Annotated in this window: 15 protein-coding genes; 11 read left to right on the top strand and 4 right to left on the bottom strand. The window is 70.4% G+C overall.

What is annotated here, in order from left to right:
• Positions 1–239 precede the first annotated feature (239 nt).
• Positions 240–3,320, bottom strand: a complete 3,081-nt coding sequence (locus OM076_RS07665) for an alpha-L-rhamnosidase-related protein (protein WP_270038908.1) — start codon at positions 3,318–3,320, stop codon at positions 240–242.
• Between the two features lie 155 nt (positions 3,321–3,475).
• Between OM076_RS07665 and OM076_RS45935 the strand changes: the two genes are divergently transcribed.
• Complete coding sequence (locus OM076_RS45935) at positions 3,476–4,627, top strand: glycosyltransferase (protein WP_270038907.1); 1,152 nt, start codon at positions 3,476–3,478, stop codon at positions 4,625–4,627.
• Positions 4,628–5,022: 395 nt separating this feature from the next.
• On the opposite strand, the gene OM076_RS07655 is transcribed toward OM076_RS45935, so the two are convergent.
• From OM076_RS07655 to OM076_RS07645, 3 genes are read right to left on the bottom strand one after another with little or no spacing between them, the layout of a single operon-like run.
• A complete protein-coding gene (locus OM076_RS07655; RefSeq protein ID WP_270038906.1) occupies positions 5,023–5,787 on the bottom strand; it encodes an NAD(P)-binding domain-containing protein in 765 nt (254 codons plus the stop codon).
• Positions 5,788–5,804: 17 nt separating this feature from the next.
• On the bottom strand, positions 5,805–8,372 hold the full coding sequence (locus OM076_RS45930) for an MGH1-like glycoside hydrolase domain-containing protein (RefSeq protein WP_270038905.1): 2,568 nt from the start codon (positions 8,370–8,372) through the stop codon (positions 5,805–5,807).
• Positions 8,373–8,386: 14 nt separating this feature from the next.
• Positions 8,387–8,815: a lipocalin-like domain-containing protein gene (locus OM076_RS07645; RefSeq protein ID WP_270038904.1), complete on the bottom strand. Its 429-nt coding sequence runs from the start codon at positions 8,813–8,815 to the stop codon at positions 8,387–8,389.
• A gap of 100 nt (positions 8,816–8,915) precedes the next feature.
• Here OM076_RS07645 and OM076_RS07640 point away from each other — a divergent pair, with 100 nt between their 5' ends.
• From OM076_RS07640 to OM076_RS07595, 10 genes are read left to right on the top strand one after another with little or no spacing between them, the layout of a single operon-like run.
• A complete protein-coding gene (locus OM076_RS07640; protein WP_270038903.1) occupies positions 8,916–9,335 on the top strand; it encodes a hypothetical protein in 420 nt (139 codons plus the stop codon).
• Entirely contained in the window at positions 9,332–11,119 is a 1,788-nt protein-coding gene (locus OM076_RS07635) for a GMC family oxidoreductase (RefSeq protein ID WP_270038902.1), read from the top strand. Before OM076_RS07640 ends, OM076_RS07635 begins: the two co-directional genes overlap by 4 nt.
• On the top strand, positions 11,116–12,138 hold the full coding sequence (locus OM076_RS07630; RefSeq protein ID WP_270038901.1) for a ferritin-like domain-containing protein: 1,023 nt from the start codon (positions 11,116–11,118) through the stop codon (positions 12,136–12,138). The genes OM076_RS07635 and OM076_RS07630 overlap by 4 nt, the downstream gene beginning before the upstream one ends.
• Positions 12,135–14,012: a GMC family oxidoreductase gene (locus OM076_RS07625; protein ID WP_372518005.1), complete on the top strand. Its 1,878-nt coding sequence runs from the start codon at positions 12,135–12,137 to the stop codon at positions 14,010–14,012. The genes OM076_RS07630 and OM076_RS07625 overlap by 4 nt, the downstream gene beginning before the upstream one ends.
• A gap of 8 nt (positions 14,013–14,020) precedes the next feature.
• On the top strand, positions 14,021–15,097 hold the full coding sequence (locus tag OM076_RS07620; protein WP_270038899.1) for a ferritin-like domain-containing protein: 1,077 nt from the start codon (positions 14,021–14,023) through the stop codon (positions 15,095–15,097).
• Positions 15,094–15,546 (top strand): hypothetical protein, encoded by a 453-nt coding sequence (locus OM076_RS07615; protein ID WP_270038898.1) that lies wholly within the window; start codon positions 15,094–15,096, stop codon positions 15,544–15,546. Before OM076_RS07620 ends, OM076_RS07615 begins: the two co-directional genes overlap by 4 nt.
• On the top strand, positions 15,543–17,540 hold the full coding sequence (locus OM076_RS07610) for an amylo-alpha-1,6-glucosidase (protein ID WP_270038897.1): 1,998 nt from the start codon (positions 15,543–15,545) through the stop codon (positions 17,538–17,540). Before OM076_RS07615 ends, OM076_RS07610 begins: the two co-directional genes overlap by 4 nt.
• Before the next feature lie 12 nt (positions 17,541–17,552).
• Positions 17,553–18,452, top strand: coding sequence for a myo-inosose-2 dehydratase (iolE, locus tag OM076_RS07605; RefSeq protein ID WP_270038896.1), 900 nt, complete (start codon positions 17,553–17,555; stop codon positions 18,450–18,452).
• Between the two features lie 29 nt (positions 18,453–18,481).
• Positions 18,482–19,435, top strand: coding sequence for a sugar phosphate isomerase/epimerase family protein (locus OM076_RS07600; RefSeq protein ID WP_272597743.1), 954 nt, complete (start codon positions 18,482–18,484; stop codon positions 19,433–19,435).
• Positions 19,432–20,304 (top strand): heme-binding protein, encoded by an 873-nt coding sequence (locus OM076_RS07595; RefSeq protein ID WP_270038894.1) that lies wholly within the window; start codon positions 19,432–19,434, stop codon positions 20,302–20,304. The genes OM076_RS07600 and OM076_RS07595 overlap by 4 nt, the downstream gene beginning before the upstream one ends.
• The last annotated feature ends 1 nt before the right edge of the window (position 20,305 follow it).

Raw genomic sequence — 20,305 nt, 5'->3', positions numbered from 1 at the left:
CGAGTGTGGGAGACACCGGCCAGCCCACGCCCGTAACTGTCGGTATCCCAGCACGGCGATTCGGACCAACAGAGCCGAGCCGAGCGGCGGACGGCGCGAGGCAGACCCGGAGGGTGCGCCACTTCCCCCTCCCCCACCCGGCGCAGTTGACGTTCGTCCCCAGAATCGACGATCCGACGATCCTCAGCCAGATCCGCGGGTGAGGCGCGCCCGGCCCCGCGGGGCCGGGCGCCTGGGTCCTACGGGGTGGTGGTCGAGAGCGTGAACGTCAGCGTGCGGCTATAGGTGCCGGTGCGCAGGGCGTCGGTGGCGCCGATGTGCTGGCGGAACGTGATCGCCACCGCATCGTTGGAGATTGGCCCCGTCCATGACGCCTTCGAGAACTCGACGCGGAGTGCCTCGGGGAGCGAGAACGCGCCGTTGGTGAGGTGGCCGGGATCGGAGACGGTGAGCGCCGCGTCGCCCGCGGTGGACGTCACGGTCGCGGTCGTCGAGGCGGTGTACTCCTTGTCGGCGCCCGGCGTGAAGGCACCGAAGCTCGCCTGAGCGCCGAGGGTGAGCGAGAGCGTCGCCGGCACGGTGCCGCCGACGCCGCCGATCGCGCAGGAGCTCTCCGGGCAGGTGGCGACGGTGTGCGCTCCCGCCGCCGCGTCGACGTACGCGTAGTCCGCGTCGGTGCGCGACGGCGTGACCTCGCGGCCGTCGACGAGCAGCCGCACGCTGCGGCCGTAGGTCGGCACCGCGACCGTGCGCAGCGCACCCGCCGGCGCGCTGTAGCGCGAGACGAACGTGCCGGCGGCCGGGTTGGCGTCGTAGGACTGCGTGATCACGCCCGCGGGGGTCGTGAGCTGGCCCTCGACGTGATGCAGGTCACCCGGATGCGGGATCAGGTCGTACGCCGGCCCGCCGTCGGGGTCGGGATGCACGCCGAGGACGTAGAAGGTCAGCGACGCGGTCGGGCCGGCGGACCAGCCGTGCGACGCGCTGATGTAGGAGCCGCTGTAGTCCGAGGAGCCGTCGGTCTTGTAGCCCTCCCAGTACGTGCTGCCGGTGCCGTAGGGCGCGTTGAGCATGTAGCCCCACTCGAGGCGTAGCAGGTCGAGGCCGGCCTTGTCGTCGCCGGCCTGGAAATGGGCCATCGCCTCCATCGAGCCGGGGAACGGGTGCACGGAGGTCGCGCTCTTCTCGGGCGTGAGCGCACCGACCGGCGTCCAGCGCTTGCTCAGCGCCTGGCTGATCGCCAGCCCGGTCTGGGGCGACCCCACGAGCCCGAACCAGACCGCGAGCGAGTTGCCGTCCTGCGGGTAGACGCTGCTGGTCGGCGTGTCGCGGTAGAGGCCGGTGGCAGCGTTGTAGTAGCCGCCCGCGTTGACCGCCGTCTTCAGCGTCGCCGCCTTCTGCGTGCAGGCGTCGGCGGTCGCGATGTCGCCCTCGGTCCTGGCGACCGCGGCACACGTGGTGAGCGTGCGGTACATGATCGCCTCGGCCTCGATGTTCTTGCCGCCGGAGTTCGCGCGCGCCCAGTCGGCGGACGCGGTGACGTTGAGCAGGCCGTCGGCGCCGAGCTTGGCCGTGATGTAGTTCAGCGCGCTCTTGTACTTGGGCCAGATCGCGTCCAGCCACGCCTTGTCGCCGCTGTACTGGTAGTAGCTCGCGGTCCCGATCAGCGTCCACATGTGGTACGCGTCGGAGTTGCCGATGAAGTTCACGGCCGGCCCCGCGTAGGGCAGCGCGCCCGCGGCGTTCTGGTGGTTGTAGAGCGTCTGCAGGGAGCTCTTGATCGTCTCCATGTCACCCAGCGACACGAAGTCGGTCGGGACCGAGATGCCGAGGTCGCCCGGCCACACCGTGCGGTCGCGCTTGGCGCCGTCGACGAGGACCGTGGTGCCCAGCTCGCCGACCACGGCGCCGTTGTTCCATCCGATCGCGGGGGCGGAGTTCCACACCCGCCCGGTGTCGTTGCCGATGATGTTGGTCTGGACGGTGTAGGCGCCCGCGTACCAGATGCGATTGATCAGCGGGTCGTCGGAGTAGAAGTAGTTCGGGTAGGCCCGCAGGTCGCTCATGTTGGGCGCGAACGAGATGTTCACCGAGGCGCCGTCGAGCTGCAGGTTGCCCGGGCCGGGGTTGGTGACGGTCAGGTAGCGGAAGCCGCCGCGCAGCTCGCTGTTGGCCTGCCAGACCGTGGCGCCGGAGGCATGGGCCTGGGCGAGCGGCGCGGTCAGCGTGACGGTCGTGCCCGAGACCGAGGCCACGCGCGCCGTCTCCCCGCCGACGTCGAGCTTGGTGCCCGCGGTCAGGTAGGTCGTCGCCGCGACCTTGATCGCGGCGTCGCCGGCCGCGGCCGCGGCGGTCAGCGTCGTCGCGGAGCCCGTGCCCGCGCCGTTGGACGGGCCCGGATCGGCGAACGTGCCCCAGGGCCCGGCGCCGTAGGTGCCGTTGGCGAAGGCGCCCGACCAGGTCGAGTCGTCGAACGCGGCGGTGTTCCAGCCCGCCTGCTCGGTCTGGCTCGCCTTCCACGAGGTGTCGGTGACGATCGTGGTCGAGCCGAGCGCGAGCTTGGCGAGCGCGCCCGCGGGGCCGGCCGAGGCGTTGGCGGCCTTGATCGCGACCACGTTGGTGCCGGCCACGAGCTGCGGCTTGATGTCGGCGATCGCCGACGTCTGGAACGAGTTGCCCATCGAGGCGACCTGGGTGCCGTTGACGTAGGTCACCTCGTTGTCGTCGACGTTGACGCGCAGGATCGCGGAGGCGAGCGCGGACGGGTCGGCGACGGTGAACGTCTTGCGCAGGTAGACGGTCGACGCCGGCGCGCTCGAGTTCGCCCCCTGGGTCGCCCAGATCCAGTTCGCGCCGTCCAGCGGCAGTGCGGGGGTGCCGGCGACGGGCTGGGTCGAGCCGGTGTCGATCGCGCCGCCCGCGGGTGCGGGGTAGATCACGGGCGGCTCGTTGTTGCTCGCGCCGTTGGACGCGTCGCTGCTCGTCGGCGACGCGTAAGTCGACCACTCGGAGTAGGTCAGCCCGGCCGTCGGCGCGGCGCTGCCCGGGGCGAAGTGCAGGCGGGCGAAGCCGCCGACCTCCTTGCCGAAGTCCAGCGTCACGTAGCCGTTGGGCCCGATCGTGGTGACGCCGCCGTTGGTCACCCCGGCGGCGTTGGTCACGTCGCCGCCGCTCTTGAGCACGCCCGTGGCCGGGACGGAGCGGCTCGCGGGCGACAGGTTGAACGCGTCCCACGGCCCCGGAGGCGCAGCGGCCTGCGCCGGAGTTGCCATCGCGGCGAGCGCGCAGAGCACTGCGGCTGCACCGACTACACGGTTCATCACGGGTTCTCCCCCCATACCTCGTTACGCCAACTGCGATGCGACCATACATGATCGAAATGACGAGATGCGTCGATCTATCTCTCATGATCGCTCAGAAGCGAGCAATTTTCGAAACCCGGGAATAACTGCGGGTCCGCGAACGTCCGCACTACGTGCGCGTTCTCGCTACCACGACCGGGTCGGCCGGTCACTTCGGTCCGCTGATCCCGTTCCTGGACGCCATCCGCGGCGCCGGGGGCGACGTCCTGGTCGCGACCCGCGAGTCGTCGGCGGAGACGATCCGGGACGCCGGGTACCCGGCGTGGTCCTTCGCCGACGCTCCCGCCGAGCGGCGCGCCGCGATCTTCGCGACGCTGCGAGGACTGCCCGTGGTCGAGGCCAACCAGCGCGCGGCGCAGGAGATCTTCGCCGGCATCGACGCCGACGCCGCGCTGCCGGGCGTGCTCGAGGCGTGCACGCAGTGGCGGCCCGACATCGTCGTCTCGGAGGCGAGCGAGTTCGCGGGCGGGCTCGTCGCCGGGCACCTGGATCTGCCGACCGTCACGGTCGCGATCACGCAATTCGCGGTCGAGCACGAGGTCTTCGACGCGACCGACACGGCGCTTGCGCGGCTCCGCGCGGCCCACCGTCTCCACGCGTCCAACGGCGCCGGCGCGGCGCATTTCACGCTGGTGCCGCCGTTGCTCGAGCGCCCGGCGCAACCCGGGCGCCCCGGCGTCCGGCGCTTCCGCGAGCGCGACGCTCCCGCCGCCCGGCCGCTGCCCTACGACTGGGAGAACGCCGACGCTCCGCTGGTCTATGTCACGTTCGGTTCCGTCGCGGCGCAGATGGGCTACTTCCCCGATCTGTACCGCGCGGCGATCGAGGCGCTGGCGCCGTTGCCGATCCGGCTGCTCGTCACGATCGGCCGTGACGCGGACCCGCGCGTGCTCGTCCCGACGCCGGCCAACGTCCGCGTCGAGCGGTGGATCGCGCAGTCCGCCGTGGTCGCACACGCCGCGGTGGTCGTCTCCCACGGCGGCTCCGGCACGGTCCGCGGCGCGCTGGCGGCCGGCGTCCCGCTGGTGGTGGCCCCGCTCTTCGCCGACCAGCCCGACAACGCCGAGCGGGTGCAGGAGCTGGGCGCCGGCATCGTCCTCGAATCCGACGGCCACGGCCTCGCGACCGCCGTCGCCAGGGTGCTCGCCGACGGCCGCTTCGCCGAGCGCGCCGCGACGGTCGCGGCGGACATCCGCGCGCTCCCGCCCGTCGACGCCTCCGTCGACGTCGTGCGCGACCTCGCCGCGCGCGGCGACGGAGGCTAGAGCGCCCTCGCCGCGTCAGAGGGCCGAAACTCAACTGCTCCGGGTGGGGAGGGGGGGCGGTTTCGTGGTGCCACCCGTCCCGGGCTGCCGTGGGCCCGCGGGGTGGCCGGCCTTCCCACCTCATTTGGCCCCGAGACTGACCGTCGAGGTACGGGCCACGGAGACAGAAAGCGCGTTCTCACGCGCGCCGATCGGTCATCGGCGAGGGGGTGTGTAACCAGAGCTGCCTCGCAGGAAGCTCTCGTTCCGCACCCCCACCCTCGCGCCAACTCGAACAGTGCGAACCTGATCGAGAACCGCGCTCGGGCCCTCAAACGCGCACGGTCGACCGCGGCGGCCGGACCCAGGCGTGTGCGGGACACACTTTCAATACCACGCCCGTAGCTGTCGGTAGCTCAGAGCGCGTGCAACCGGTCGAGGACGCGGTCCAGCCCACCGCGCACGTCGTCGAACACGCCGGCGGTGGCGAGCGTCTCGTGGAACAGCTCGTTGATCCCACCGCGGGTCGCGTGATCGCGGGCGAGTTGTGCGAAGTCGTGCTCCCCGCGGAGCGCGGTGGCGAGGTCCGCGAACAGCGAGGCGACATACCGCTCCGCCTCGTCCTTCGGGAGCCCGCGCATCTCGAGCCAGCCGCTGATTGCCTGCAGGTAGGCGAAGTGCGCGGCGACCGTCGCCGTCGACGCCGAGAGCGCCTCGAACCCGGCGAGGTCGGGCACCTCCAGCGCCTCGCCCAAACGGTCGAACAGCGCCTTCGCGGTCGCGTTCGGCGGGTGGATCGGGGTGATGCCGGCGCGCGTCGCCACGGACGGGAGCGGAATCGTTCGCGCGACGTCCGTCGCCGGCGCCACCAGCCGGAGCAACTCGCCCACCGACACTCCCGCCATCGCGCTGATCACGACCTGGCCCGCGGTGAAGCGCAACCGGCCCAGCGCCTCGCGCGCGTCCTGCGGCCGCAGGCACAGGAGCACCACCGACGCTCCATCGACGACCGCCTGGTTGTCCGCCGCGACCGTGACGGTCGGGAAGCGCCCCGCGAGGTCCGCGGCGATGCCGGCATTGCGCGGTGAGAGCAGCACCGGCGGCGCTCCGTCCGCGTCGTCGCACAACCCCGTCACGATCGCCGCAGCGATCGCGCCCACGCCGAGCACGCCGTAATCCATCGCGGAAGCCTGTCAGGTCAGGTCTTCAGCCACCCCGCGTCGACGACGAGGTCGGCGACGAGCCCGGTCCAGCCGGTCTGGTGCGACGCGCCGAGGCCGGCGCCGCTGTCCCCGTGGAAGTACTCGAAGAACAGCAGCTGATCGCCCCACGCGGGATCGTGCTGGAAGCGATCGGACGCACCGAGCGAGGGCCGCGCGCCGTTGCGCTGGAGGAAGACGGACACGAGCCGCTCCGACAGCTGGTTCGCGACGTCGGCGAGGCTCGCCTGAGTGCCCGAGCCGGCGGGTGACTCGACCCTCAGCGCGTCGCCCGTGTAGGCGTAGAACCGGCGCAGCGCCTCGATCACGAGGTAGTTGACCGGGAACCACACGGGTCCGCGCCAGTTGGAATTGCCGCCGAAGAGGCCGGACTGCGACTCGCCCGGCTCGTAGTCGAGCTGGGCGGTCGTGCCGTCGACCGAGAACGCGTACGGGTGGTCACGGTGGAAGCGCGAGACCGAGCGCACGCCGAACGGGGAGAAGAACTCCTCCTCGTCGAGCAGGGTCTCGAGGATGCGCTTCAGCCGGTCCGGGGAGACGATCGAGAGCAGCCGGTCGGCGTCGTCGAGCGAGATGTTCGCCACCTCGGCGTACTCCGGCTTGCGCGCCACGAAGTCGCGCAGGCGCTCGGCGAAGCGCGGCAACCGGTCGAGCGTCTGCCGGCTCAGCACGGTCACGGCGTACAGCGGGATCAGCCCGACGATCGAGCGCACGCGGACCGGCAGCGAGCGGCCGTCGGGCATGCGCAGGACGTCGTAGTAGAAGCCGTCCTGCTCGTCCCACAGGCCCTTGTTGTTGATCGCCCACGCGATCCGCGCGAAGTGCTCGAAGAACTTGGTCGCGATGTCCTCGTAGGTGTCATCGCGCTCGGCCAGTAGGAGTGACATCTCGAGCAGGTTGAGGCAGTACATCGCCATCCAGGACGTGCCGTCGGACTGCTCGAGGAAGCCGCCGCCCGGCATGCTCGCCGAGCGGTCGAACGGGCCGACGTTGTCGAGCCCGAGGAAGCCGCCCTCGAAGACGTCGTCGCCGCCGACGTCCTTGCGGTTGACCCACCAGCTGAAGTTGAGCATCAGCTTGTGCAGCACCCGCTCGAGGAACTCGAAGTCCTTAGAGCCGTCGATCTCGAAGATGCGCAGCGCCGCCCAGGCGTGCACGGGCGGGTTGACGTCGTCGAACGCCCACTCGTACGCCGGCACCTGCCCGTTGGGATGCATGTACCACTCGCGGCAGATCAGCACGAGCTGGTTCTTGGCGAAGTCGGGATCGACCTGCGCGAGCGCGACGCAGTGAAACGCCAGGTCCCACGCCGCGTACCAGGGGTACTCCCACTTGTCCGGCATCGAGAGGATGTCGAAGTTGGAGAGGTGCCGCCAGCGGGCGTTGCGCCCGCCCTTGCGACTGTCGGGCGGCGGCGGGCCGGCGGGATCGCCGTCGAGCCACTTCTCCACGTCGTAGTGGTAGATCTGCTTGCTCCAGAGCATCCCGGCGAAGCCCTGGCGCATCACCGAAGCGATCTCCGGCGTCGCCTTGGCGGGGACGATCGACGCGTAGAAGTCGTCGGCCTCGGCCTCGCGCGCGGTCAGCGCGGCCTCCCACGTGGCATCGAGATCGCGAGCCTCGGGAGCGAAGCGCAGCCGCAGCTCGGCGGTCTCGCCACCGGCCACCGTCAAGACGTGATGGAAGGCGGCCTTCGTCCCCTCCTGCGCGGGGTTGACGCTCGCGCTGCCCGACACGACGTGATCGTTGATCGCGTCCTTGGGATAGGGCGCGCCGTCGACGCCCCACAGACGCCGCGCGTTGGACTCGTTGTCACAGAACAGCAGCTCGGCGTCGCCACTTGCGCTGAGCACCATCGGATCGAGCTCGTCGTGGGCCGCGGCGATCGCTGAGTCGTGCACCACCAGCGACGGCTTGTCCGCCGACCCGGTCCACGACCAGGTGTTGCGAAACCACAGCGTGGGGAGGACGTGCAGCGTCGCCTCGTCCGGCCCCGCGTTGCGCACCGACACGCGGATGCAGACGTCGTCGTCGGCCGCCTTGGCGTAGTCGACGGTGAGCTGCCAATAGTCGTCCAGCGCGCCCGTGTCGAGCAGCTCGTACTCGGGGTCGAACTTGCCGCGGCGGCGATTCTCCGACACGAGGTCGTCATACGGGAACGCCTGGCGGGGATAGTGGTAGCGCCAGCGCATCCACGAGTGCGAGGGCGTGGAGTCCAGATACCACCAGTACTCCTTGGCGTCCTCGCCGTGGTTGCCCTCGTTGCCGGTCAGGCCGAAGATGCGCTCCTTGAGGATCGGGTCGTGTCCGTTCCAGAACGCGAACCCCAGACACAGTCGCTGGCGGATGTCACACAGCGCACCGAGGCCGTCCTCGCTCCAGCGATACGCGCGCGAGCGTGCCTGATCGTGCGGGAAGTCCTCCCACGCGGTGCCGCCCGCGCTGTAGTCCTCGCGCACGGTGCCCCACGCGCGCTCTGACACATACGGGCCCCAGAACTTGGAGCGCTCTTCGCCCAACCGGGCGCGCTCTGCCTCGCCGCTCACGTTCGCCACGCCCCTCAGTCGGCTTCGCGAGCCCACGCGAGCTCGTTGACGACCGTTCCGGTCGCGGTCACCATCGGCGGCGTGCGCAGCACGAGCTCGCCGTTGTCATATGTGAACGGCCGCGACTGCTCGGCGCCGGCCCAGTTCGGATACAGACATTGATCGATCGTGTGCACGACGGTGTCACCCTGCACGACGTAGGAGCCGACATAGGCCAGACAGGTCGAGTACGCGGCGGCCCGCTCGCTTTCGTCACCGCCGAGCGGGTCATCGGTATGCAATTTCGGACGGCCGGCGGCGGTGAGTTGCACCGCCATGCGACCGCTCGCACTGTACATCAGCGTGCCGGTCGCGTTGTCACCAAGCGGATAACTGACTTCCCCGTCGCCGGCGATCCTGCGCCACGCGACGAGCCTCCAAACCCCCGACAGATCAATGGCCACGGCGCGAGCGTACCCGGCCTCTCAGTAGCGCATTTTCCGGTAAGTCATGACGGGGACTTTTGCTCAACACGGTGTGTTCAAACCGTGTAGGAATCGCGCCGTGGACTCCCGTTCCGATCGCTTCATCGTGCTCTCGGCACGTTTGACCGGCTTCGGCCGTGTGACGTTGCTCGGCACCGGTATGACCGCCGAATATCTCGCCGCGCTCGATGCCGTGCTCGGCGCGGCGCTGGTCGATGAACTGCTGGCGACCGAGGACGTCGCCGCCCTGGTCGAAGACCCCAAGCTCGGGCCGGTCGCGAAGAACGTGATCCTGCTGTGGTACTGCGGAACCTGGACCGCGCTGCCCGAGGACTGGCGCGCGCTGTACGGGACCTCACCCCTGGACACCACGCGCGTGGAGTCCGCCGAGGCCTACCAGGCGGGGCTGCAGTGGGTCGTCGCCGGCGGGCATCCGGCGGGCGCCCGCCAGCAGGGGTTCGGCGCCTGGTCGATCGCACCCGAGGGAGTGACCGGATGAGTGACGAGACCTACGACGTGGTCGTCGTCGGCGCCGGTGTCACCGGCGCGCTCATGGCCAAGCAGCTGACCAACGCCAAGCTGCGCGTGCTCGTACTCGAAGCAGGCCCGGATACCGCGTGGTCCTTCGAGGGCTACACCCGCCACGTCGAGCGCTTCTTCGCAGCGGCCGCCAAGAGCCCCGAGTCGCCCTGGCCGGCGAGCCCGAACGCGCCCCACCCGGACACGCGCGACGTCCGCGCGGGCAACGGCTACTTCGTGCAGAACGGCCCGCAGCCCTACGGCTCGAGCTACACCCGCCTGCAGGGCGGTTCGACCCTGCACTGGCTCGGCGTGTCACTGCGCATGCTCCCCGAGGACTTCGAACTGACATCGCGTTACGGCGTCGGTCGCGACTGGCCGCTCGGCTACGACGAGCTCGAGCCGTACTACCGCGCCGCCGAGTTCGAGCTCGGCGTGGCCGCCGACGTCGCCGACCAGGCGCATCTCGGCGTGACGTTCGCCGACGGCTACGACTACCCGATGCAGCGGGTCCCGTCGAGCTACGCCGACGCGGTGCTCGCCGAGGCCACCGACGGGATGGAGGTCACGGTCGGCGGCGAGCGGATCGAGCTGAAGATCCGCAACTATCCCGCCGCTCGCAACTCGATCCCGCGCGGCGACTATGTGCCGGTCGGCGCCGTCGACGAGCGGCCCGACGGCCAGGCGCTCGGGCGTGACCTCGGCCAGCGCTGCGCGGGCAACACCGCGTGCACGCCGATCTGCCCCATCCAGGCCAAGTACAACGCGATGAAGTCGCTCGCGCAGGCCGATCGCGGGCACCTGGAGGTACGCGCGCAGGCGGTCGCGTCGAAGGTCAACGTCGACGCGGTCAGCGGCGAGGTCACGAGCATCGAGTACCAGCGCTACGAGGACCCCGACTCGCCACGCCACACCGTCCACACGGTCTCCGCCCGCGCCTACGTGCTCGCCGCCCACGCGGTGGAGAACGCCAAGCTGCTGCTCGCCTCCGGCCTCGAGGGTGCCAATGGCCTGGTCGGCCGCAACCTGATGGACCACCCGTCGATCTACGCGTGGGGACTCTCGCCGGTCCCGATCGGCTCCTACCGCGGCCCGCTCTCGACGTCTGGCATCGACGACGCGCGCGGCGGGCGGTTCCGCGCCCAGCACGCCGCGTTCCGCGTCGACATCGGCAACGACGGCTGGCGCGCGCCCGCGGGCGCGCCCGACACGACCGTGGCCCGCGCGGTGACGAAGGACGGGCTTTACGGCGACGCTCTGCGCGCGCACCTGGCCGACACACTGCCGCGTCACGTGCGCTTCTCGATCAACGTCGAGCAACTCGCCTCCACGGAGAACCGCGTGACCATCGACCCGCGCCACATCGACGCGCTCGGCAACCCGCGGCCGGTGATCGACTACCGGATCGACGACTACACGCTGGGTGGCATGGCCGCGGCGACCGCCTTCTACAAACAGGTCTTCGCCCACGCCGGCATCGAGGACCGCACCGATCCGGCCACGGGCTCCTGGTTTCCGACCGTGCCCTACGGCGACACCGAGTTCCACTACCACGGCATGGGGCACTTCGCGGGCACGCACGTCATGGGAGCCGACGCGAGCACCTCGGTGGTCGACGCCGACCAGCGCGCGTGGGAGCACCGCAACCTGTTCCTCGTCGGCTCCGGGAGCTTCCCGACGATGGGGACCTCGAACCCGACGCTGACGATGGCGGCGCTCACGCTGCGCACCGCCGAGCGCCTGGTGAAGGAGCTCACGGTATGAGCGTCGCGCGACTGAAGGAGCTCCTGCAGGCCGCGGTGACGCTCGAGCTCTCCACGATCCCGCCCTACCTCTGCGCGCTGTATTCGATGCACCCGCATGGCAACGACGAGGCCAAGCTCGTCATCCGCTCGGTCGTCGTCGAGGAGATGCTGCACATGGTGCTGGCGGCGAACACGCTCAACGCGATCGGCGGGCAGCCGCTCGTCGCGGGTGGCGAGCACGTGCCGCGCTACCCGCACGAGCTGCCCGACGGCGTCGTCCTGGACCTGCTGCCGTTCTCGCCGGAGGCCGTCGAGGCGTTCCTGGCGGTCGAGAACCCGGGCCACAGCGTCCACACCGCGCTCGACCCGGCGGTCCGGCGGCACGAGCATCACCTTTCCAAGGCGGTCGAGACGGCGACCGGCCCGACGACGATCGGCGAGTTCTACGCCGAGATCGTCGCGCTCCTCGACGAGACGGCGAAGGACATCGGCGAGGCCGCGCTGTTCAGCGGCGACCCCGCGCGCCAGGTGACGCGCGAGTACTACTACGCGGCGGGCGGCGGGTCGATCACCGTCACCGACCTCGCGAGCGCGCACGCCGCGTTGGCGGAGATCGTCGAGCAGGGCGAGGGCGAGATGCACTCGATGTACGACGACGAGGGTGACCTCGCGCACTACTTCCGCTTCCAGCAGCTCAAGTACGGGCGCGCCTACGTGCCCGAAGACGACGCCGGGGAGCCCAGCGGCGCCCCGGTGAGCGTCGACTACGCGGCCAGCTACCCGATGCTCGCGAACCCGCGCACGGCGGAATACGGCGACCCGGAGTTGCGCGCGGTCTCCGACACCGCCAACCGCGCCTGGTCGGAGCTGCTGGTCCAGCTCGAGCGTTCGTTCAACGGCGAGCCGGCGGAGCTCATCCCCGCCGTCCACAGCATGTTCAAGCTCCGCGACGCAGCGCTCGTCCTGCTCGCCAACCCGGTCGCGGAGCATCCGGGGCGCCACGCCGGGCCCACCTTCGAGTGGCTGGAGCGCGTGTGATCTTCCCCCGCGGCGCAGCGCAGGAAATGGACCACGACAGCGCCGCCGAGGTGCTCTACGACGCCGTGGTCGTCGGCTCAGGCATCAGCGGCGCGATCGTCGCCAACGAGCTCAGCAGGGCTGGGCACCGCGTCCTGGTCCTCGAGGCCGGACCCGGCGAGGACGCGACGCTGAAGGGCTACGAGGACTACCTCGAGCGCTTCTATACGACGGCCTTCAAGGACAACCAGTCGCCGTACCCGGTCACCCACGAGGCGCCGATGCCACGCGGCACCGACGCGCGCAAGATCCGCCCCGGCCACCCGGACGCCTCGGCCTACCTCGTGCAGAACGGCCCGTTCGCCTCCGACACCACGTACACGCGCGTGCTCGGCGGGACGACCATGCACTGGGAGGGCAAGACCCCGCGGATGATCCCCGAGGACTTCGCGCTGGGCGAGCGCTTCGACCAGGGCGTGGACTGGCCGCTCAGCTACGAGCAGATCGAGCCCTACTACGTTCGCGCCGAGCGCGAGATCGGCGTCGCGGCCGACGTCGAGGACCAGTCCTACCTCGGGCTCACCTACAAGCCCGGCTACGTCTTCCCGATGCGCGGCCTGCCGCTCTCGCACCTCGACAAGACGGTGGCGAAGGGCGTCGACGGCACGCCGGTCGAGCTCGACGGCGAGCAGTTCGAGCTCAAGGTGCGTCCGTTCCCGCAGGGCCGCAACGGCATCCCCAACCCCGCCTACGACGAGGGCAAGGGCTTCAAGCCGGTCGGCGCGGTCAGCACGTCGCAGGTCGACGAGGGCGAGCGCTGCCAGGGCAACATCAACTGCGTCCCGATCTGCCCCGTGCAGGCGAAGTACAACGCGGGCAAGACGCTGGCGAAGGCGCTGCAGTCCGGGCGCGTCGACCTGCTCGCGCAGTCGGTGGCGTCCAAGGTCGTCGTCGATCCCGACAGCGGCCGCGTCACCCACGTCGAGTACAAGACCTACGGGGACACCGAGGGGCGCACGACCCGGATCGCACGCGGGCGCCTGTTCGTGATCTGTGCCAACGCCATCGAGACGCCGCGCCTGATGCTCGCGTCCGGCTTGAAGAGCTCGAGCGGGCTGATGGGCCGCAACCTGATGGACCACGCGTACCTGCTCAGCTGGGCGCTGCTGCCGCAGATCGCCGGGACGATGCGCGGGACGGTCTGCACCGGCGGGATCTCCGATCTGCGCGGCGGCGCCTTCCGCCGGCGCCAGGCCGCGTTCGCCGTCGACATCCACAACGACGGCTGGGGCTGGGCGACCGGCTCGCCCTACACCGACCTGATCAACCTCGTCGACGACCAGAACCAGTTCGGCGCCGGCCTGCGCCACGAGCTCGTGCAGCGGATCTCGCGCCAGCTGCTGCTCGCGTTCATGGTCGAGGTCCTGCCGAGCCCGAGCAACCGCGTCTCGGTCGACGCGAGCTTCAAGGACGAGCTGGGCAACATGCGACCGGTCATCTCCTACAACATCCCCGAGTACACGATGCGCGGCGTCGCCTACGCCCGCCAGCTCTCGCGCCGGATCTACCAGCGCCTCGGCGCCGCCGACCACACGTTCTACGACCCCTCCGACTACGGCTACGTCAGCTACGAGGGCGAGGGCTACGTCATCCGCGGCGGCAACCATCTCGCGGGCACGCACATCATGGGCTCAAGCCCGAGCACGTCGGTCGTGGACGCCCAGCAGCGCTCGTGGGACCACGAGAACCTGTACCTGGTCGGCGGGGGCAGCATGCCGTCGGTCGGCACGTCGAACATCACGTTGACGATCGCCGCGCTGTGCTTCCGGAGTGCCCGCCACATGGTCGAGCAGATCCGCAAGGAAACCGCGCCACTCGAGCTCGCACGGCACTAGGGGGAACTGTGGCATCACCGAGGATCACCACCGTCGAGGAGCTTCAGCGCTACCTCTACGCGGCCATGCAGCTCGAGCACGCGACGATCCCGCCGTACCTGACCGCGCTGTACTCGATCCATCCGGGCACCAACTCGGACGCGTTCCACGTCCTGCGCGTCGTGGCCGTCGAGGAGATGCTGCACCTGACGCTCGTCGCGAACGTGCTGAACGCGATCGGCGGGACGCCGGACCTCACGGCGCCCGACTTCATCCCGGTCTACCCGGCCTACCTGCCCGACGGCGAGGTCGACTTCGCGGTCAGCCGCGAACGGTTCTGCCGCGACTCGCTCGACACGTTCCTGAAGATCGAGCGCCCGCGCGAGGCGCCGGACGAGGAGTCGCGCCTCGTGCATCGCCAGCACCGCGGGACGAAGCTGATCACCGCAGCGATCGGCGCCGAGGACATGCGCTTCTACAGCATCGGCGAGTTCTACCGGGAGATCGAGCGCGGTCTGCGCTTCCTGGAGAAGGAGAAGACCGCGGCCGGCGAGGAGCTGTTCGTCGGCGACCCCGCGCGCCAGATTCTGCCCCAGTACTACTACTCCGGCGGCGGCGAGGTCGTCCCGGTGACCGACCTGCACTCCGCGTGCGCGGCGCTGCGGCTGATCGCCGAGCAGGGCGAGGGCGTGGGCGGGCGGATCTACGACGTCGAGCGCGAACTGGCGCACTACTACCGCTTCAAGCAGCTCCTGCACGGCCGCTACTACCAGGACGGCGACGAGCCGGACGACCCGACCGGGCCACCGCTGGACGTCGAGTGGGACGCGGTCTACCCGCTCAAGAAGAACGCGAGCCTCGCGGACTACCCGGAAGGCTCGGAGCTGCACACCGCGGCGCTCGCCTTCAACGCCGCCTACGCGGACTTCCTGGAGCTGCTGACGCGCGCCTACACCGGCAGCCCTGAGCTGCTGATCGAGGGTGTGGCGGACATGTTCCGCCTGCGCGAGCGGATGACGGCGCTGATGCACAACCCGATCCCTGGACAGGACGGCGTCAACGCGTCGCCCACGTTCGAGCTGGCGCCGGTGGCGGTGGGGTCATGACCCGGCTCGACCAGTTCCTGGCGTTCTCCGCCGATGTCACCGCGTTCACGGTCTTCCAGCTGCGCGGGACCGGGCAGGCGGAGGCGTACCTGGGCGCGGTGACCGACGTCGTCGGCGAGGAGCTCGTCGGCGACCTGCTCGACCGTCACCAGGCGCTCGGGACCGGCGAGCTCGACGATCTGCTGCGGCGCGAGATCTTCAGCGACGAGCGGCTCGGGCCGATCGCCCGCAACATCGTCAAGCTCTGGTTCGTCGGCACCTGGTACGAGCTGCCCGCGGCGTGGCGCGAGCGCTTCGGCCCCCTCGACGGCGATGTCACCTTCACGGTCTCGGCGATGGCGTACACCGAAGGCCTGCTGTGGCCGGCGATCGGCGCCAACCCGCCCGGAGCCAAGGGGCCGGGGTACGGCTCCTGGTCCGGTCCGCCGCTGATCCCGGAAATCGCATGAGCGCGCCCGCCGCCGTGGCCGACGACGTCGCGCCGATCCGCTTCGGCCGCGAGGTGGCCGGCGACCTCGAGGTCGCCGAGCAGCGCGAATGGCTCGTGACCAACGGCATCGGTGGGTACGGCTCCGGGACCGTCGCGGGCACGATCACCCGCGGCTACCACGGGCTGCTGGTCGCGTCGCTGAAGCCGCCGATCGACCGCCGCCTGATGCTGGTCAAGCTCGACGAGTCGCTGACCTACCGCGGCGAGTCGTACGACCTCGCCGCCGATCGCTGGGCCTCGGGCGCCGTCGGCCCGACGGGCTTCGCGAACATCGAGAGCTTCGAGCTGGAGGGCTCGGTCCCGCTCTGGCGCTACGCGTGCGCCGAGGCCGTGATCGAGAAGCGGGTCTGGATGAAGGCGGGCGCGAACACCACGTTCGTCGCCTACACGCTGGTCTCCGCCGCCGAGCCGGTGCAGCTCTCGATCCGCGCGATCGTCGACAACCGCGTCTTCCACAACACCGGGATGGTCGCCTGGCCGCAGAGCGTGGAGCCGGTCGACGGGGGCCTGCGCGTGACCTCCGGCGGCGACAGCCGCCCGCTGCTGCTGCGCGCGAGCGCCGGCACGGCCACCGCCACGTCCGAGCTCTACCAGGGGTTCTCGCTGCCCCAGGAGGCCGCGCGCGGGCTCAACGACCGCGACGATCACGTCCACGCCGGCACGTTCGAGGCGACGCTCGCGCCGGGCGAGACGCTGACGTTCCTGGCCAGCGCGGAGGACGAGGCGGCGTTCGAGGAGGCAGAGGTCCGGCACGCGCACGACGCGCGGCTGCTCGAGCGCTTCAGTGCGACGCGGAGCGCGCCGACGCCGGCGTGGGTCGAGCGGCTCGTGCTCGCGGCCGACCAGTTCATCGTCGCCCGCCCGACCGAGGCGCAGCCCGACGGGTTGAGCGTGATCGCCGGCTACCACTGGTTCGAGGACTGGGGCCGGGACACGATGATCAGCCTCCCGGGCGTGGCACTCGCCGCCGGGCGCCCGGAGCTGGCGGCGCCGATCCTGCGCGCGTTCTCGCAGTACGTCGATCAGGGCATGCTGCCCAACCGTTTCCCGGACGGCAGCTCCACCCCGGAGTACAACACGATCGACGCGACGCTCTGGTACGTCCGGGCGATCAAGTCCTACGTCGACGCGACGAGCGATCTCGCGCTGCTGCGCGACCTGTGGCCGACGCTGACCGAGATCGTCCGTTGGCACGTCGAGGGCACGCGCTATGGCATCAAGGTCGATGCCAGCGACGGGCTGCTCGCGGGCGGCCAGCCGGGCGTGCAGCTGACGTGGATGGACGCGAAGGTCGGCGATCACGTGATAACGCCGCGGATCGGCAAGCCGATCGAGGTCAACGCGCTCTGGTACGACGCGCTGCTCTCGATGGTGGCCTTCGCCCGGCGGCTGCGCAAGCCGACGAAGACGCTGCAGGCGCAGGCCGATGCCGCCAAGGCCGGCTTCGAGCGCTTCTGGAACCCCGAGACCGGCTACTGCTTCGACGTCCTCGACGGCCCGGACGGGCACGAGTGGGCGTTGCGGCCGAACCAGCTCTTCGCCGTCGCGCTGGGCGGCGGCCTGTTCGACGCGCCGCGCGAGCGGGCGATCGTCGACACCTGCGCGCACGCGCTGCTGACCTCGCACGGGCTGCGCTCGCTGGCGCCGGCCGATCCGGCGTACGTCGGGTTCTACGGCGGCGACCAGACCCACCGCGACGGCGCGTACCACCAGGGCACGGTGTGGGCGTGGCTGATCGGGCCGTTCATCGACGCGCACCTGCACGTCTACGACGACCCGGCCGCGGCGCGGCGGATCCTCGAGCCGTTCGGCGACCACCTCGCCGCCGCGGGTCTGGGCACGGTCTCAGAGATCTTCGACGGCGATCCGCCCTTCACGCCGCGCGGCTGCGTCGCGCAGGCGTGGAGCGTCGGCGAGCTGCTGCGCGCCTTCACGCGAACCGACAATCACTAGAGAGATGAGACGATGAGCCTCGATGCCGAGAAGGTCCGCCTGGGCGTCACGCCGACGCTGTGGTGGAACGACGACTTCCGCAACATCGACATCGGGATCACCTTCGGGCAGTGCGTGTCGGAGATGGCGCTCGCCGGCTTCCAAGGCTGCAGCGTCGGCCACAAGTACCCGACCGATGTCACCGAGCTCAAGGCCGCGCTCGATCTCCGCGGGCTGGCCGTGTCGGAGCCGTGGGTGAGCACCTACTTCACGATCAACGCGATGGAGGAGCAGACGCTGGCGACGTTCCACCAGCAGCTCGACTTCATCAAGGCGGTCGGCGGCACCGAGATGGTCGTCGCCGAGTTCGGGGGCGCCGTGAACCCGCTGCCCGTCGCGGTGTTCGCCAACCGGCCGATCTTCGACGACGCGCAGTGGGACGCGCTGACGACCGGCCTGAACCGGCTCGGGAAGATCGCCCAGGACGAGGGCATGCGGCTCTGTTACCACCATCACATGGGCACCGGCGTGATGACCCGTGCCGAGGTGGACCGGCTGCTGGCGAACACCGATCCGGCGCTGGTGAACCTGCTGCTGGACACCGGGCATCTGGCGTTCGCCGGCGACGACCCGGTCGCTGCCGCGCTCGCCCACGCGGACCGGATCAAGCATGTTCATTTGAAGGACGTGCGCCCAGACATCGTCGCCAAGGCCACGGCCGAGGGCTACTCGTTCGAGGCCGCGATCGAGGCCGGCGTCTTCACCGTGCCCGGCGACGGGTCGATCGACTTCGTGCCGATCTTCGAGGCGCTCGCGGACGCGGGCTTCGAGGGCTGGCTCGTCACCGAGGCCGAGCAGGATCCGGCGAAGGCCAACCCGCTCGAGTACGCGCTCAAGGCGCGGGCGTACCTGCGCGAGGTCCTGGGCTGGTGACGCCGCGGGAGCTGTACTTCAGCTTCTTCATGTTCACGGTCGACCTGCGGCCGGGGGACGCGAAGTACGCGGAGACGATCGTGCGGCACATCGAGGCGCTGTCCGAGCTCGGCTACGCGGGCTTCGACCTGCCGATCTCGGCCACGCCGACGCGCGATCACGCGGCCGAGGTGGAGCGCTACGCGGTGCTGAAGGACGCGCTCGATGCCGCCGGCGTCGGCGGCGTCGGCATCTCGACCAACGTGGGCGCCACGCGCACGTTCAATCCCGCGTCGCCCTACGCGGAGCAGCGCGAGGACGCGCTCGCGTACCTGAAGTCGCGGGTCGACATCACCACGCTGCTCGGCGGCACGATCATGGCCGGGCCGATCATCTTCCCCTACGGGCTCTATCCGACCGGTGACTTCGGCGACCCATTCTGGAGCGACGCGTTGCAGGACTGGACCGCGGCCGGTTACGCGGCCGCGCAGCCGGTACTGCAGGAGCTCGGGGTCTACGCGGAGACCAAGGGCGTCACGCTCGCGATCGAGCCGGTCGACCACTGGGAGACCGCCGCGCCGAACATGGTCGGCGAGGTGCTCGCGTTCCTCGAAGGCGTGCCGAGCACCCAGGTCGGCGTGTGCGTCGACAGCGCGCACGTCCTGCTCGGCGACGACGGTCCCGCCGCGTTCACCGCGCAGATCGAGGCGTCCGCGAGCCGCGTGCACTCCGTGCACGTCTCCGCGCCTGACCGCGGCGCGATGCGCGACAGCTGGATTCCGTGGGACGCGTTCTTCGACCCGATCCTGCCGGTCTACGACGGCCCGCTGCTGGTCGAGGTCTTCAACGCGATCCCGCCGTTCTTGGAGTCGCTGCGATTGACGCGGCGCAAGTTCTGGATCCCGGGCGAGGACGCGCCCGTCGACGGCGTCCCGGATGCGTACACGGTCGCGGGTGAGGCGCTCGCGGCGACCCGCGAGGCATTGGAGAGGAGCGGCGCGTGACCTTCAGAGGTGTCTCCGGCCACGCCGCGACCGCCGACAGCCTCGGGCCGTTGCGCGATCTGAGCGGCTTCTGGGAGGGCACGGGCTTCAGCCTGATCGCGCGGCCGAGCTCCGATCCGGCGAACGAGGACGGGTTCTTCCTGGAGCTCAACGTGCTCCGCGAGACGATCGAGTTCACGGCGATCGCGTCGCCGATCTTCAATCGCGGCAGTCGCCAGGACGACATCGCGATGTACGGCGTCACGTACCTGCACCGGGTCACCGACGGCACCACCGGCGGCGCGCTGCACATCGAGCCCGGCGTCTGGCTCACGATCCCGGACACGACCGTGCCCGCCTCGGGGCCGACGATCGCGCGCTTGTCGACGATCCCGCACGGGAACGCGTTCTGCGCCGTCGGCACGGCGTTGGAGCTCGTGCCCGACGGGCCGCCCGAGATCCCGCCGGCGAACACCGTGCCGTTTGCGATCGGCGGCTCTCCGCCGCCCGCCGGGACGAAGAACCCCTACCGCGCGTACGACCTCACCGTCGAGTCGCCGCACCGGACGAGCCCGCTCCCGCTCTCGATCACCCAGGAGCTGGTCGACGATCCCAACAGCCTCGGCCGTCAAGCGCTACAGGGCCAGACGCTGAGCCACGTGACCCATCTGTTCGCCTCGACGACGTCGGCGGCGGACCTCGGGAACATCCCCTTCATCAACGAGAACGCCAACACCGTGAGCCTGGACTCCGTGTTCTCGGTCGAGCGCGTCCACGGGCTCGGCGACACGGAGTTCTTGCAGCTCCAGTACTCGCAGACCGCGTTGCTGGAGTTCGGCGGGATGTGCTTCCCCCACGTCACGGTGGGCACCTTGGTCAAGGCCTTCTGAC

It is taken from the genome of Solirubrobacter ginsenosidimutans, assembly GCF_027587205.1.
The sequence above is the reverse complement of the archived record's forward strand: the minus strand, read 5'-3'. Positions and strand labels throughout refer to the sequence as shown.